We start from the raw sequence: 16636 nt of genomic DNA on the forward strand, positions 1-16636 counted from the left end.
TCGACTTTTATCGTTCTAAACAGCCTTTTTGGGGCTATCTCACTTTTCAAAAAACAACGTGGCTGCGTATTGATCTGATTGGAGAATAAGTCTTTTTCACACAGTCTCTGAAATCAACGGCAAAAGAGAGCCTGCGGCAAGGGGGCTTATTGTATAAAACGTGTTTTTCAAGTCTAAAAGATGTCTAAAACCAAACAAATGTTAATCTGCTTTTTTGACCTCAAAAAGGTACCTTTTCGCCTTTTTTGAGCATTTCCAGCCATTACGACCGTCCTCTTTGCCACCACGACCGTGCTAATGTGTAGTGCACTCGGCACCTCGCGAAGATTAGGACGGTCGCAATGGCGATTATGACCGTCCTAATTGAAAAGAGAACCGTTTTCAGGGCAAAAAAGCCCCTAAATTTCCTTGGGATATTTGGGACGCCGTCCGTTTTATTTTCAAATATTCGATTCTCCGGGAGTTAAGGTTTATCACATTGTCGGCGTTTCTGGTTTTCGGCAATCAAATTGCATGCTTTCCAGAACGGACTGCGCACCTCGCTCTTCCTATTGTCAGAAAGGGGAGCTTAAACCGCAAAAAAAGTCAATCCAAAATCGATCAAGATTTCAGACGAAATAGAAAAATGGCAAAAAAGGGGGTTATTGTAATATTCATTAGATTTGCAGGAGGTTCAAAACTTCTTAAATACGAATCTCGATTTATAACGTAACCTACGTTAAGAAAAGCAGTAAGGGCATATAATCTTTTAGCTCCGTGCGGAGTATTTTCAACGACTGGCAGATGCGATAGGCGATTGTTTTGGAGGAGACGCCGGTGCGTTCCGCTATTTCGTTGTAGGTAAGGTGGTGGAAGCGGTTCAGTTCGAATGCTTCCCTGTAGTCTTCCGGGAGCTCCCGGATCGCTTTGGTTACCAAAGCGATCAGTTCACCTTCAACGTAAAAGTCGGGGTCTTCGAACTGGTCTTTGAATTTGTCGTATAGCTTTTCCCGGACCTGTTGTTTGATTTGATTGTGAGTGATATTATTCAGGCAACGATTCTTGACCATGGTGAAGAGCAGGGATTTCAGGGACATCTCCGGATTCAGGAGGATGCGATTCTCCCATAGCCACATCATTACGTCCTGCACGATTTCCTCATATTCGGATACATATTGGGACGCAAAGGCACAAAGTCCTCTGTAATATTGCTTATAAACAGTGTCGAACGTTTGTTCGTCGCCGGCGTTTAGTTTATGTATAGTTTCTTCGTTATTGCAGGTCACAAGGTGTTTTTCTTGCAAACTTAACGAATTATTTTGAATAAGTAATGAAACTTATTCAAAATAGGGGGCTCTGGCTATGCTTTCTTTCCCTGGTTGGCTACTGCCTCCATCAGTTTTTTGATCTCTTCCGGATCGCCGAGGAAATAATCGTTCGCAAGATTCAGGTTGTCGTCAAACTCGAATAGGTAAGGTACGGCAGTCGGCAGGTTGAGGTGTACGATCTCATTGTCCGGGATATTCTTCAGATATTTGATGATTCCGCGCAGACTGTTACCGTGGGCTGCGACCAGAATCTCGTCGGAGGTTTCGAGGGAAGGGAAAATCACCTCTTTCCAGTAAGGCAAAATTCGTTCCACCGTGTCTTTGAGCGATTCGGTGCGGGGCAGTTCGTTGTCGGGTACATCTTTATAACGGAGTTCGAAACGCGGGTTGCGCGGATCGTCTTCTTTCAGCGGATTAGGGGCGATGTCGTAGCTCCTTCGCCAGATCAGGACCTGTTCGTCACCGTATTTCTCGGCCGTTTCGCTTTTGTTCAATCCCTGCAACGAACCATAATGTTTCTCGTTCAGCCTCCAGCTTTTTTCTACCGGAATCCAGTCCAGGTCCATCCGGTCGAGGACGCAATCGAGGGTTTTGACGGCGCGTTTCAGATAGGATGTGTAGGCTTTGTCGAACCTGAAACCTTTTTCTTTCAGCAGGTCGCCGGCTTTAGTAGCCTCTTGTATGCCTTTTTCGGTCAGATCTACATCTGTCCATCCTGTAAAACGGTTTTCTTTGTTCCAAACGCTTTCGCCGTGGCGGAGTAATACTATTTTTTTCATATTCTTTCTGTTTATAACTAATTGATTTTAAGTATAACAAATGAGACGGAGGAAAAGATTTTACAAATTCCCGAAAAATAAATGCATTTTCGTTTAGTACATCTTTTCGCTGGATTGTATTAGTTATAGAAACAGAAAAAAAAGATGACGATAGACGAAAACATATTAATCAAGTATCTGGACGGGGTCCAAACCGAAAGCGAACAGGCCGGGGTGGAAGCATGGCTGGCAGAGTCGCCTGAAAATGAAAAGGTACTGGAACAGTTGTATTTTACGTTGCAAGTGACGGATCGCCTGCATGTCATGCAATCCGTAGATCCGGAAATGGCGTTGGTTCGTTTTAAATCGAAAGTACGTAAACAAAATAAAAAAGTTAGGTTGTATAGGAGTTTGTCTTTATTACAAAAAGTGGCTGCGGTGTTATTCATTCCGGTATTGATCATGTCTGCATATTTGTTTATGCAGCTGGGAAATGAAAGGGTGCGCATGGTCGAAGTGCGCACCAACCCCGGAGTGGTTTCCCGTTTTGAATTGCCCGACGGGACAAAGGTCTGGCTGAACGCAGGAAGTACATTGAACTATCCGCAAAAGTTCCGGGCGGAGAACCGGCAGGTTGAGTTGACAGGACAAGGCTATTTCGAGGTGACGAAAAATCCTGAAAAACCTTTTATCGTAAAAGTCAATCCTGCTTATTCGGTAGAGGTGTTGGGGACGACGTTTAATGTGTCGGCTTACCGGGACGACGAAACGATCGGGACAACATTGGTGGAAGGTTCTGTAAAGCTGAATATCGGCCAGAAAAATGGCAAGGTGATTTCGCAACTTCTGAAGCCGGACGAAAAAGCCGAGTTTATGAAGTCGACCTGCAAACTGAACATCTCTTCCGTTAATACCGATTACGATACGGCCTGGATAAACGGGGAGATTATCTTCCGCAATCATTCGATGCGGCAGGTGTTGAAAATGTTAGGTCGACATTATAACGTGAAGTTCGATGTGAAAGATGACGGGGTACTGAATTCGATTATCACGGCACGTTTCAAAGACGAACAGCTACCACAGGTAATGGAATATCTCAAACTCGCTTCCGGTATCTCCTATAAGATAAAGAAGCCGGTGATGAATGATGACAGCACCTTGCAGATATCCGTAATCGAAATATCAAAATAAGAAATAGAGAGTGTATAACCATTTAAATCGTTTGCCCATGAAGAAATGAAAGAAAGTAAAAAAAACATACGGAAGAATGTTGACGCATTCCCCCGCATGAAAAGTCGAAAAAGCTGTTGACGCAGCTCATAAATAACTTTATTATAAATAATAAGCATCACAAAAATATGAATAAAATTGTAACCTTAGAAATTCTAGGGAAGGAAAGTTTCAATCTTTTCCGAAAAATACCAGTAGTTATGAGATTAAGTGTAGTCTTTCTTTTTTTAAGTCTCGGCATTGCAGTCGCAAATAATTCGTATGCCCAGAATACTACTCTGTCATTGGAAATGTCGAACAGTACGATCGCCAACGTGCTGGAGGCAGTAGAAAACCAGACGGATTTCTCCTTTATATATGATGCAAACGTCGTCAATATAAACAAGAAGGTTTCTGTCAGTGTAAACGAAAAGAATATCTTCGACGTCCTGAACAAGATGTTCGGAAACAGCGATATCGCCTATACAGTCGTAAACAAGAAAATCATCCTGAACAAGAAAGATGCGATAGACCTTATGCAACAGCAGGGCAAGCGGGTAACGGGCGTGGTTGTCGACAAAAACAACGAGCCGGTGATCGGTGCCAATATCCTGGTGAAGGGTACGACAAACGGAACTATCACGGATGTGGACGGCAATTATACACTTGACAATGTCCCGGCCGACGCCATATTGGTGTATTCCTATATCGGGTTTGACTCGCAGGAACTGAAGTATGACGGACAAGCGACTATTAACGTGACTTTGTCGGAAGACACACAGAAACTGGACGAAGTAGTCGTGACGGCTATGGGTATCAAAAAGAAAGCCGCTTCCCTGACCTATTCGAGCCAGCAGGTGGGAGGGGACGAACTGACACGTGCCAAAGATCCGAACATGATCACTGCGTTGGCCGGTAAGACTGCCGGTGTGCAGATCAACAAGAACTCTTCCGGTCTGGGCGGTTCGGCAAAGGTTTCCATCCGTGGTATCCGTTCAGCCAATGCGGACGCAAACAACCAGCCTTTATATGTGATCGACGGTGTTCCGATGTTGAATTCGATCAGCGAGCAGGCCTCTTCTGCTATGGGAGGTACGAACAACGCCGGTAACCGTGACTCCGGTGACGGTATATCCAACCTGAACCCGGATGATATCGAGAGTATGAGTATTCTGAAGGGAGCTTCAGCCGCTGCTCTTTACGGTTCGCAGGCTGCCAACGGTGTAATCCTGATCACGACAAAGAAAGGAAAAGCCGGCTTGCAGCGCGTCACTTTCTCTTCCAACCTCACAGTCGATCATGCGATCAGCCTGCCTGAGTTCCAGAACGAATATGGCCGTAAGGATAACCTGAGCTGGGGCGAAAAAGGCAATTTGAAAGATTATGACAATGCCGGCGATTTCTTCCAGAATGGCGTGACGGCAATCAACTCTTTGTCCCTGACGAGAGGTAACGATAAATTGCAGACTTATTTCTCTTATGCCAATACAAGCGCGAGCGGTGTTGTCGAAAAGAACAAGCTGCAGAAGCATAACCTGAATTTCCGCGAAACGGCGCAGTTCTTCGATGACCGCTTGAATATCGATGCAAATGTCAATTTGATGACACAGTCAATCAAGAACCGTCCGACTTCCGGCGGTTATTACATGAACCCGTTGGTCGGCTTGTACGGATTCCCGCGTGGCGAAGATATCACACCGTATAAGGACGGTTACGAAACAAACGATTTCGGACGGAATATGCCGATACAGAATTGGTACACGGATATCACCAGCTTCGAGCAAAACCCGTATTGGTTGGTAAACCGCGTGACGAGCCGTGACAAACGTTACCGTGCATTGGCTTCGCTGACGGCTGCATTGACCGTTACCGATTGGTTGAAGATACAGGCCCGTGGCAATGTCGACTATACCAATGACAAGTTCCAGCAGAAGATGTATGCAACTACATCCGTCGATCTTGCCGGTACGAACGGACGCTATATCGACCTGAACCATACGGAAATGTTGCTCTACGGAGACGTGATGGCCATGGTCAACAAGAAATGGAACGACTGGTCGCTGAATGCCGCTTTAGGTTCCAGTATCAACAGTACGCGTGTCGACGAATTGCGTCTGGATTCCAAAACCGCTTCCCTCTATTATCCGAATGTGTTTACGGTTGCGAATATCAATATGAATACATCGGCTGCCTGTGATGAAATCATCAACCAGCGCCGTACGCTCCAGTCTATATTTGCAACAGCACAGGTCGGTTGGAAAGAAAGCCTCTATCTGGACGTGACGGCCCGTAATGACTGGTCTTCCACACTGGCGTTCACCAAACATAAGAACAAAGGTTTCTTCTATCCGTCGGTCGGTTTGTCATGGATTATGAACAATACGCTCGATATGCCGGAATGGATCAACTTCGGCAAGTTGAGAGGTTCGTGGTCAAAAGTCGGTAACGATATACCTTTATACGTAAGTAACCCTGTCGACATGATCGGCGCGGGCGGTAAGATCATTGTGAACGAGGCTGCCGCTTTCGACAACCTGAAACCCGAATTGAGTACGTCCTGGGAAGTCGGTACGGAATGGAAGTTCTTCAACTATCGTTTGGATCTGGACTTCACTTATTATAGAACCAACACCAAGAACCAGTTGCTGAAAATGCCGTCGTTTGCCGGTTCACCTTATAAATATTACTATGTGAACGCCGGTAACATCCAGAATGAAGGTGTTGAACTGACATTGGGAGTTACTCCGGTCATGACGAACGATTTCCGTTGGAAAACCTCTTTCAACTTCTCTACCAATAAGAATAAAGTGGTTAAACTGCATCCTGAACTAAAATCATTCGCTTATGGAGACGAGGGCTTTAGCATGATGTATATGATGCGTATCAAAGAAGGCGGCTCGCTGGGCGATCTCTATGGTAATGCTTTCGAGCGTGACGAGGCCGGTAAGATCGTTTATGATGAAAACAATTTGCCGAACGTAATTACCGGTAATAATGTGAAGATCGGTAATTCGAATCCGGATGCTTTACTGGGATGGAGCAATACTTTTACCTATAAAGATTTCTCTTTATATTTCCTGATTGACTGTCGTTTTGGTGGCGATGTATTGTCTGTAACGCAGGCTGACCTGGATTCCAAAGGTGTGTCGCAGGCAACTGCCGATGCCCGTAGAGCCGGTTTTGTGGATTTGGAAGGCACACATATAGGAAAAGAAAACATAGAGGCATTCTATAGCCGTGTCGGCGGACGTAACGGATGTTCCGAATACTATATGTACGATGCGACAAACGTTCGCTTGCGTGAGTTGTCTTTGGGTTATACGTTCCCGAGGAAACTGATGGAAAAATCAAAAGTATTCCAGGAAGCTCAGCTTTCATTCGTAGCCCGCAACCTGTTCTTCTTCTACAAAGACGCTCCGTTTGATCCGGATGCCAGCTTGTCGAGCGGTAACGGTTGCCAGGGTGTGGATGTATTCGGTATGCCGACTACCCGGAGTTTAGGTTTTAATCTGAAGGTTTCATTCTAAAAAAAGAGTATCATGAAAAGTAAATTCAACAAATATATAGCAGCATTCTTTGTCGCAGGAGTGGCGGGCTTGATGGCTTGCACGGAAGATTTCGAATCGCAGAACACAAAAACAAACGGTTTTACCGAAGATCTTCAATCGTATGATTATATGTATTATACTTTGCCGATCACGGTTGTTGAGCAGGGTATCTATTTCAACTATGATTGGGGCGGCGGTAAGAACTGGCCTTTCCAGACCATGCAGAATTTGGAAGCGGATATGTTTTCCGGTTATTTCCATGATATGAACGGTAGTTTCAATAGCAATAACTCCACGTATCATTTGAATGACGGCTGGACATCTTCCAATTGGACATACACTTACGGATATATAATGACTGCCGCCAAGAATGCGGAACGGAGAAATGCCGACAAGCCGGAATTTCTGGGTGTGACAAAAATCCTGAAAGTGGAATTGATGCATCGTATTGCCGATATCTACGGACCGCTGATTTATACGAACTATGGTGAAAGTACCGGTTCCGAACCGGATGATATGAAGACTGCGTATTATGCATTCTTTACGGATTTGGACGAGGCTTTGACGGCAATCCGTACGTATGTGGCAGCTAATCCGAAGACAAATCTGTTTGCCAAATCGGACTTTTTGACGCCGAATAAGACATATGACGACTGGATCAGGTTTGCGAACTCTCTGCGTTTGCGTTTAGCCATGCGTTTGTCTAATGTAGACCCGTCGAAAGCAGCCGAAGAGGCAAAGAAAGCTTTATCGGATGAAGGCGGCGTACTTGAAGCGCCGACAGACGTAATTGCTGTAAACGCTTCGACGAGCGGATTCACCAATCCGTTGGGAGAAATTAATAAGGGATGGCACGAAGTTTTTATGAATGCAAGTATGGAGTCTTTCTTGGTGGGCTATGACGATCCGCGTATCTCTAAATATTTTACTCCGGCTGCGGGTGGTTCCGAAGGCGCTTTGTTCAATATCGCCGGGACTTATAAGGGTGTCCGCCAGGGTACGGGTGTTACGCATAATAAATACAAAGACCATTCGCCCAGTACGGTTGCCCAGAATACGGATGCTATTCTGCTGACAGCCGCCGAAGTCTGGTTCTTGCGCGCCGAAGCCGCTTTGCGTGGCTATATATCCGGGGATGCGGGTGAATATTATAAGAAAGGTGTTGAAACCTCTTTTGCACAGTGGGGCGCCGGCAGTGCTGCCGAATATCTGGAAAGTGAAAAAACACCTGCAGATTATAAAGACGCATTCGATGCGAAGTTTGATGCAAAGGCTGAATCGACAGTGACTCCCAAATGGGATAATGCCCTTTCCAACGAACAGAAACTGGAAAAGATCATTACACAAAAATGGTTGGCCATTTATCCGGAAGGTTGTGAAGCCTGGACGGAACAACGGCGTACCGGATATCCGAAACTGTTTAAGGTCGCAGTCAATAACAGTGGTGGATCGATCGATACGGATATCATGATCCGTCGTCTGTTCTATCCGCAGGCGCTGATCAGTGATAATCCGACTCAATACGGACAATTGACTCAGGCATTGGGTGGCCCGGATACAGGTGGTACACGTCTGTGGTGGGATACCGGCCGGAACTTTTAAGAATTGAAAAGAGGGTGTTTTTGACACCCTCTTTTTGTTATTATAAAAAATATACTATCTTTACGCCCGAAAATTCTATAAAACAGTTGTGTATGTCGTTAAAGCGCTTCGGAGTTTCATTGGAAGATAACCTGCTGGAATCGTTGGACCGGTATGTGAGCGAAAATGGCTTTGCCAATCGTTCGCAGGCGATCCGTTTCCTGGTGGAGAAGAATGTCGCTGAGCAGAAATGGCAATGCAATCATATCGTGGCAGGTACGATTATCATCATGTACGACCAGGTAAAGAAGGAGATTGCTTCCCGGATTGCCGATATACAACAGAATTACCAAGATGTGATCCTGTCCTCTTCCCAATATTACATCAATCGTAACTTTTGTCTGCACATCGCGACTGTGATGGGTACGGCTAATCGTTTGACGGAACTGTCCGACCGGTTGACAACGATAAAGGGAATCAAACATGGTAAATTGGTTATGAGCCGGGCGGATTAGATATATTTTTTGCCTGTTGCGTAACACGATTTGTGAAAGATGTGCTACTTTTGCGGTGTTGTTATTTGAATTTTAATAGTCAACTTGAATATATGAAAAAAGAAGTTTTACTTATTTCCGGGTTAATGCTCAGTTCTTTAGCCTTTGCTGCCGATCCGGCGGCAATCGACAGCCTGATCAATTTGCAGGGGGTTGTGATTTCGGCCAATAGGGTACAGGTGAACCGTAGTAGCGTGCCGTTGACTATCTCGGTAATCGACCGGGATCAGATAGAGGCAAGCAGCGAATCGGCTTTGTTGCCGGTGTTGTCCGAACGTGTACCGGGCTTGTTTGTGACGGAAAAAGGGATCACGGGATTCGGGGTTTCTTCCGGTTCGGCAGGTACGGTGAATATTCGTGGAGTCGGACAGGGAAATAAAGTCCTGATGCTGTTTGACGGACAGCCGCAGTGGGCGGGTGTCTTCGGTCATTCGTTGCCTGATACTTATGTGGCATCCGATGTCGAGCGTGTCGAAGTAATCCGGGGTCCGGGCTCTTTGTTGTATGGCTCCAATGCGATGGGAGGGGTTGTCAATATTATCACCCGCCAACACCGGCAGGAAGGCCGCCGTACGCAGGCACGTGTTATGATGGGGTCGTATAATACACAGAAATATATGATCAATAATGGCTATAACGTCGGTAACTTCAGTAGTTTTATCTCGCTGAACCATGATCGTACGGATGGCCACCGGGCCGATTCCAAGTTCGATATTACAAATGGTTTTTTGAATCTGGGATATAAGATCGACGACCATTATAAAGTAACGGGTGATTTAAGCTTAGCCAAATATAATACGGAAGATCCGGGTACGATCACCAGTCCGCTGTTGGACCATGTGATGCACATTCTTCGTGGTACCACCTCTTTTGCTTTGGAGAACCATCATGAGAAGTCAAGCGGCGCTCTGCGTGTTTTCTATAACTGGGGCCACCATAAAATCAACGACGGACATGCGCCAAATGCAGATCCCCGTTCGTTCCTTTTCTATTCGGACGACCATAATACGGGAATCCAGTTGTACCAGTCTTTCCGACTGGTAGAGGGAAATACATTTACAGCCGGTGTCGATTATAAAAACTGGGGCGGACATGCCTGGAACGATACGATCAAAGGAGCGATTGGAGAGGTGGTCGATAAGTCGGTCCATGAAGTGGCCGGTTATGCAATCATGCAGCAGGATTTGTTTGATATCCTGAGCCTGAATGCCGGTGTGCGCTACGAGCATAGCAGCGCTTATGGCGGCGAATGGGTTCCGCAGGCCGGTTTTGCGCTTCGCCCGTTCGAGGGAAACACGATCAAAGGTTCCTTCTCGAAAGGATACAGAAGCCCGACACTACGTGAGTTGTATATCTCTTATCTGCCTTATTCAAAGGCAAACCCTGATCTGAAACCGGAAAGTATGTTGAGCTATGAGCTATCGATCGGGCAGCGCCTTTTGGATAATCGTTTGCATGCGGAACTGACAGCCTTTTATATTGAAGGGAAAGATATGATCTCGGTGGTAGACCGCCAGATGTCGAATATCGGACACTTTTATAATAAAGGGATCGAGTTTGAGACCGGCTATCAGATATTGAATAATCTGAGCCTGGATATGAACTACAGTTATCTGTATATGAATAAGGATATCGTGGCAGCTCCGGCCCATAAGTTTTTTGCCGGTGCTACTTATATGCCCGGACGGTTTACTCTTAATCTGAGTGTGCAGTCTATTTTCGATTTGTACACGAATGTGGGAAGCAAGCCGGAAGACAACCGCAAAGAAGATTATACGGTTTTGAATGCCCGCGCTTCCTATCGTTTCGGTACACGCGACAAGGGGTTGAATCTCTTTGTTAAGGGGGAGAATCTGACTGCCACCCGCTATACTATTAATGACGGTTACCCAATGCCTAAAGCAACCTTTATGGGTGGAATAGATGTTACTTTCTAAAACATTTTACATACCTTTGCGCCCTGTAACATTTAAATAAAAATCATTATGTCAGTTGCAAAGAGGGATTTAGAGGATAATAGAAAGGTGACGACCCATCGCCTGATTGAGATGAAACAACGCGGGGAGAAGATCTCCATGTTGACGGCTTACGATTATTCGATGGCTCAACTGATCGATCAGGCAGGTATGGACGTTATCTTGGTTGGCGATTCGGCTTCCAATGTAATGGCCGGAAACGTGACGACACTGCCGATCACGCTGGACCAAATGATTTATCATGCAAATCGGTGATGAAAGCTGTGAAGCGCGCACTGGTTGTTGTAGACCTTCCTTTCGGTACTTATCAGGGTAACTCGAAAGAGGCTTTAGCTTCCGCCATCCGTGTGATGAGGGAGACGCATGCCGACTGTATCAAGCTCGAGGCGGTTCGGAAATACGCGAATCGGTCGAACGTATTCTGTGTGCCGGTATTCCTATTATGGGACATTTAGGGTTGACGCCTCAATCGATTAATAAATTCGGGACTTACACCGTTCGCGCCCGTGAAGAAGCGGAAGCGAAAAAGCTGATCGAAGACGCCCACTTGCTGGAAGATATCGGCTGCTTCTCTGTCGTTCTGGAAAAGATTCCGGCTGCTTTGGCTGCACAGGTGGCTTCCGAACTGACAATCCCGGTGATCGGTATTGGTGCCGGTGGAGGTGTGGACGGACAGGTTTTGGTTATGCACGATATGTTAGGTATCAACCAGGGATTCTCTCCCCGTTTCCTGCGCCGTTATGCAAACCTGGCCGAAGAAATCACCCGTGCGGTGCAAGCCTATATCGAAGATGTAAAGACCCAGGACTTCCCGAACGAGAAGGAACAATACTAAAATAATTTATTAATTATTCAATGTGCCAATATGCCAATGGAGTTACTTTTTTGCATATTGGCGCATTTTTTTATTGGCATATTGGCACATTATTAAATTAGCACATTATTTATGCAATCTCACCTCCTAATCGGCGCCGCCTCTTCCGGAAGCGGGAAAACGACATTTACGCTCGGGCTGCTTCGTGCCTTGAAGAACCGTTCGCTCAGGGTGCAGCCTTTTAAGTGCGGACCGGACTATATCGACACGCGGCATCACAGGATGGCGGCCGGCAGTCCGTCGATAAATCTGGACCGGTATATGATGTCGGAGCTGCACGTGCGGGATTTATATGCCCGCTATACGGCCGGAACGGATGTGGCAGTGACCGAAGGCGTGATGGGGCTTTTTGACGGTTATGACGGGATGCAGGGAAGCAGCGCCGAGATTGCCTGTATGTTGCAGATACCGGTTGTGCTGATTGTGAATGCTAAAAGTACGGCCTATTCCGTCGCTCCTTTGCTGTATGGCTTCAAGCATTTTAATAAAGGCATAAAGGTGGTCGGGGCAGTTTTTAATTTTGTCGCTTCGGAAAATCATTATTCTTTTTTGAAACAAGCCTGTGAAGATGCCGGAGTGGAGGCGTTGGGCTATCTTCCCAAACGTGCGGATGTGGAGATCCCTAACCGTCATTTGGGGCTTTCGCTGGATGAGGATTTTTGCTTCGAAGAGTTTGCCGACCGCGTGGCGGAGCTTGTTGAGAAACATGTGAACATCGACCGCCTGCTGGAACTGACAAATGTGCCGGAAAGTATTCATTCCCCTCTCGAGAGGGAGCAGGGAGTGTGTCATCTTCCTCTCCGTACGGCCGTTGCCCGCGATGCCGCATTTAATTTTGTCTATGAAGAAAATATCCGTTATTTGCATGGTTTGGGTGAAGTCGTTTATTTCAGCCCGCTGAAAGACGCTTCCTTGCCGGCAGCCGATTTCGTTTATTTCCCTGGCGGTTATCCCGAACTGCATCTTGCCGCGTTATCGGCAAACAAGCCGATGCTCGAATCTGTCCGCCGGTATGCCGAAGGGGGAGGACGTTTGCTGGCGGAATGCGGCGGAATGATGTATCTTTCGGATGAGATACGGGATAAGGATGGGAATGCATATCCGATGGCCGGGGTTCTGCACCAATCGGCTACGATGGAAAACATGAAACTGCGCCTGGGCTACCGTACCTTATTATATAAGGACTTCCGGCTGAAAGGACACGAGTTTCATTATTCCCGCTTGGCGGAACAAAAGAATCCGCTTCCATCCTGTGCAGTCGCTTATACGGCCAAAGGTGTGGAAACGGATACTCCGCTTTATCGTCTTAAAAATGTACTGGCCGGATACACGCATCTTTATTGGGCGGACCCGGCCGGAAACGAATGGTTTACCAACTATCTGTACGGAAAGGAATAACCGGCAGGTTACGATAGTTTTTCAGATTGCCCGGTTGGAAGTTACGGAAACAGTAACGGACGGCAACGGGCTTCTTTACTTTCGGGGATGATACGACGATCTCGTTCGGGGCGGAACCAAACTTAGCTTTGGCCGGGTGGAACACCTTGTCCTGTCCGGCAACCTCGAAACCTTCGATGTCGACCCACGGGCTGAATCCTTTTTCTGCATGGTTGAAACGGACGGTAATCTTATCTCCGTCTGCCTGCATCTCTTTGTAGGACGGGCTGTCTGCCACGATACCTTTATAGCCGTATGTTTTGGCTAAAGCCTGATAAGCGAGGCGGTCGCCGATGTCTTTCTTGTTTTGCGGATGAATCTGCGGGGCCTCGTAGGGTTCGACCAGATCGTTTGTCGAGATCATGGCGCTGTTAGGGATCAGTGCCTGTGCCTTGAACTGGGCTTCGCGGAGCAGGGCGCCGTCGATTGCTTCCGGTTTGTTGTTGTAGGCAAAAGGTGCTATTTCCACATAATAGAATGGGATATCGCCTTCTTTCCAGATCGAGCGCCAGTGACGGACCATCGTTGCCATGCGGTCTGCGTATGTATCGGCACGTCCTACGTTGCTGCATCCCTGATACCAGGCGAATCCTTTTATCGTATAGTTCCGGCAGGGGTAGAGCAGTGCGTTATACATAATCATCGGATGCGTCCAGCTATATTCCTTTTCCTTAGCCTTGTTGAGGTCGATGTCTTTATAGTCCTTCAGTATCTCTTCCGGCATCCAGCCTTCTACACACGAGCCGCCCCAGGAACAGTTGATGATGCCGACCGGAACTTGCAGTGTCCGTTGCAGGGCCAGTGCGTAAAAGTAGCCGGTGGCGCTGAACCATTGCGCATTCTCGGTTGTCGGTTCTTTCCATTCCCCGTTTGCGTATGTTTGCGGGGTGAGGGCGCTTTTGCGCTCGATCGTGGCTACCCGGATTCCCGGATGGTTCGGGGCGTCGGCTATCACATTGTTGGAGTCGTATATCGGGCATTTGTCGAAACCGTTCAACGGCATTTCCATATTGGACTGCCCGGAGCAGAACCATACTTCGCCGATCAGTATGTCGTGGAGCGTCACGGGCTCTCCGTCGCTGATCGTCAGTGTCTGTGGGGTGAAACTTGCGCTCGGCGTACCGATGGCCGTGTTCCAGAACCCTTGGGCGTCCGCTTTCGTTTCAACGGGTTGGTTTGTCCAGGAGGCCCGGATCGTTACTGTACTGTTGGGGGCCGCTTCTCCCCATAAACGTGCATCGGCCTGCTGTTGGAGTACCATGTGGTCGCTTAACAATTGCGGTAATTTTACTTTGGCATTTGCCGTTATGCAGCATAACAGGCAGAGTGCGGGAATCAGATTTGCTTTCATGAGAATTAGATTAAATACAATAGTCAAAGATAATGTTTATATTTGTCACAGTACTTATCAAAATTGATAAAAATGAGGATATATACACGTGGAGGAGACAAAGGACGCACCGGTATTCATGGGGGCGAACGAGTGGATAAGGACGACATCCGGATAGAGGCGAACGGAACGTTGGACGAGGTGAATGCCGAAATTGGCATCGTCCGTGCGTTGCTTCCTGCCGGACACGAGTGGCACGATCTGCTGGGGAAGATACAACGGGAGATGATGGTGGTGATGTCGCACGTGGCAACCCCTTCTGCCATCCGGGACAAGAATCCGAACGCCCTGTCCGAAGACCTGGTCGCTTTCTGTGAGCAACAGATCGATGAACTGTCGGCGAAGATGGAAGATAACGGCTATTTTATTCTGCCGGGCGGCTCGCTGGTCTCGGCTCATTTGCAGTTGGCCCGTACGATCGTGCGTCGTGCCGAACGCCGTCTCTGGACCTTGAACCGGAAAGATCCCGTTTCGCCGGAGATCCTTCAATTCGTAAACCGCCTTTCCGATCTGTTCTTCATCATGGCCCGTTACGAAATGTTTCGCCAGGGAAATGCCGAAGAACGTTGGCAATCGTTTTTGTATAAGCGGAAAAAGTAGTATACTTGTATCTTGTAATAAGTAAATTAAATAAACAGTATAGAATATGTCAGTAAAAACGTACATAGAATTAAACAAAGACCGTTTCATCGAGGAGCTTTTCTCCTTGATCCGTATTCCGTCGATAAGTGCGAAACAGGAACATAAGCCTGATATGGAGGCGTGTGCAAAACGCTGGACAGAACTGTTGCTGGCTGCCGGTGCCGATAAGGCTGTGGTGATGCCGACAGAAGGGAATCCGGTTGTATATGGTGAGAAAATGGTTTCTCCGGATGCTTCGACAGTGCTGGTTTATGCCCACTACGATGTGATGCCGGCCGAACCGCTGGAATTGTGGAAGAGCCAGCCTTTCGAACCGGAAATCCGTGACGGCCGTATCTGGGCGCGTGGTGCGGATGACGATAAAGGACAGGCGATGATGCAGGTGAAAGGTTTTGAAACAGCCCTGAATCTGGACCTGTTGAAATGCAATGTGAAATTTATCTTCGAAGGAGAAGAAGAGATCGGCTCGCCCAGCCTCGAAGACTTCTGCCGCACACATAAGGATTTGTTGAAAGCTGACGTGATCCTGGTTTCCGATACCAGCATGGTCAGTGCCGAGACACCCTCGTTGACAACCGGTCTCCGCGGACTGGCTTATTGGGAAATAGAGGTGACAGGACCTAATCGGGATTTGCATTCCGGCCATTTCGGCGGTGCAGTTGCCAATCCGGTCAATGTATTGTGCAAACTAATGGCCGATATTACTGATGCCGACGGGCGAATCACGATTCCCGGCTTTTACGATGACGTGGAAGAGGTCTCATCGGCCGAACGTGAGATGATCGCACAGATCCCGTTTGACGAAGCGAAATATAAGGCGGCTATCGGCGTGGATGAACTGTTTGGTGAAAAAGGATATTCTACACTGGAGCGCAACAGTTGCCGTCCGTCGTTCGACATCTGCGGTATCTGGGGTGGTTATACGGAAGAGGGAAGTAAAACGGTTCTTCCTTCCAAGGCATACGCCAAAGTTTCCTGTCGCCTGGTGCCGCATCAGGATCACAGCAAGATCTCGAAACTGTTCGAAGATTATATCGCCAACGTGGCACCCGCTTATGTAAAGGTGAAAGTAACTCCGAAACATGGCGGCCAGGGATATGTTTGTCCGATCGACATGCCGGCTTATAAGGCTGCCGAAGAGGCGGTCGCCGTCGCGTTTGGAAAACGTCCGCTGGCTGTCCGTCGCGGTGGCAGTATTCCTATTATCGCTACTTTTGAGCAGGTGTTGGGAATTAAGACTGTCCTGATGGGCTTCGGTCTTGAACAGAACGCGATCCATTCGCCGAACGAAAGCTGTACGCTCGATTTCTTCTACAAAGGGATAGAGTCGGTAGCTGAATTTTATAAACGATTCAATTGA

General features: G+C 47.4%; 11 protein-coding genes and 1 pseudogene. 9 read left to right on the top strand and 3 right to left on the bottom strand.

Annotation, left to right across the window (positions count from 1 at the left end; translation table 11 throughout):
• Positions 1–713: 713 nt before the first annotated feature.
• Positions 714–1265: an RNA polymerase sigma-70 factor gene (locus DW083_RS18255; RefSeq protein ID WP_115501149.1), complete on the bottom strand. Its 552-nt coding sequence runs from the start codon at positions 1263–1265 to the stop codon at positions 714–716.
• A 74-nt stretch (positions 1266–1339) separates the two neighbouring features.
• Positions 1340–2086, bottom strand: coding sequence for a 2,3-diphosphoglycerate-dependent phosphoglycerate mutase (gene gpmA, locus DW083_RS18260; RefSeq protein ID WP_122333387.1), 747 nt, complete (start codon positions 2084–2086; stop codon positions 1340–1342).
• A gap of 144 nt (positions 2087–2230) precedes the next feature.
• Here gpmA and DW083_RS18265 point away from each other — a divergent pair, with 144 nt between their 5' ends.
• The 7 genes and pseudogenes from DW083_RS18265 (at position 2231) to DW083_RS18295 (ending at position 13205) form a co-directional block, all read left to right on the top strand.
• Positions 2231–3256 (top strand): FecR family protein, encoded by a 1026-nt coding sequence (locus DW083_RS18265; RefSeq protein WP_122333388.1) that lies wholly within the window; start codon positions 2231–2233, stop codon positions 3254–3256.
• A gap of 239 nt (positions 3257–3495) precedes the next feature.
• Positions 3496–6801 carry a TonB-dependent receptor gene (locus DW083_RS18270; RefSeq protein ID WP_199659196.1) on the top strand — a complete coding sequence of 1102 codons (3306 nt, stop codon included), beginning with the start codon at positions 3496–3498 and terminating at the stop codon, positions 6799–6801.
• Between the two features lie 12 nt (positions 6802–6813).
• A complete protein-coding gene (locus DW083_RS18275) occupies positions 6814–8424 on the top strand; it encodes a SusD/RagB family nutrient-binding outer membrane lipoprotein (RefSeq protein WP_115501145.1) in 1611 nt (536 codons plus the stop codon).
• A gap of 92 nt (positions 8425–8516) precedes the next feature.
• The gene (gene nikR, locus DW083_RS18280; protein ID WP_115501144.1) at positions 8517–8918 is read left to right on the top strand and encodes a nickel-responsive transcriptional regulator NikR; all 402 of its coding nucleotides are present in this window, start codon (positions 8517–8519) and stop codon (positions 8916–8918) included.
• A gap of 92 nt (positions 8919–9010) precedes the next feature.
• Entirely contained in the window at positions 9011–10894 is a 1884-nt protein-coding gene (locus tag DW083_RS18285; protein ID WP_122333389.1) for a TonB-dependent siderophore receptor, read from the top strand.
• 48 nt (positions 10895–10942) lie between these two features.
• Positions 10943–11768 (top strand): annotated as a pseudogene (gene panB, locus DW083_RS18290) (3-methyl-2-oxobutanoate hydroxymethyltransferase).
• Between the two features lie 111 nt (positions 11769–11879).
• The gene (locus tag DW083_RS18295) at positions 11880–13205 is read left to right on the top strand and encodes a cobyrinate a,c-diamide synthase (RefSeq protein ID WP_122333390.1); all 1326 of its coding nucleotides are present in this window, start codon (positions 11880–11882) and stop codon (positions 13203–13205) included.
• Here DW083_RS18295 and DW083_RS18300 read toward each other — a convergent pair.
• The gene (locus tag DW083_RS18300) at positions 13177–14595 is read right to left on the bottom strand and encodes a sialate O-acetylesterase (protein WP_122333391.1); all 1419 of its coding nucleotides are present in this window, start codon (positions 14593–14595) and stop codon (positions 13177–13179) included. The two genes, DW083_RS18295 and DW083_RS18300, sit on opposite strands and share 29 nt — an antisense overlap.
• Positions 14596–14667: 72 nt before the next feature.
• On the opposite strand from DW083_RS18300, the gene DW083_RS18305 reads away from it, so the two are divergent.
• Together DW083_RS18305 and DW083_RS18310 are read left to right on the top strand one after the other, a co-directional pair.
• Positions 14668–15234: a cob(I)yrinic acid a,c-diamide adenosyltransferase gene (locus DW083_RS18305; RefSeq protein ID WP_122333392.1), complete on the top strand. Its 567-nt coding sequence runs from the start codon at positions 14668–14670 to the stop codon at positions 15232–15234.
• 46 nt (positions 15235–15280) lie between these two features.
• A complete protein-coding gene (locus DW083_RS18310; protein WP_122333393.1) occupies positions 15281–16636 on the top strand; it encodes a dipeptidase in 1356 nt (451 codons plus the stop codon).

It is taken from the genome of Parabacteroides sp. AF48-14, from assembly GCF_003477465.1.
Classification (GTDB): domain Bacteria; phylum Bacteroidota; class Bacteroidia; order Bacteroidales; family Tannerellaceae; genus Parabacteroides; species Parabacteroides acidifaciens.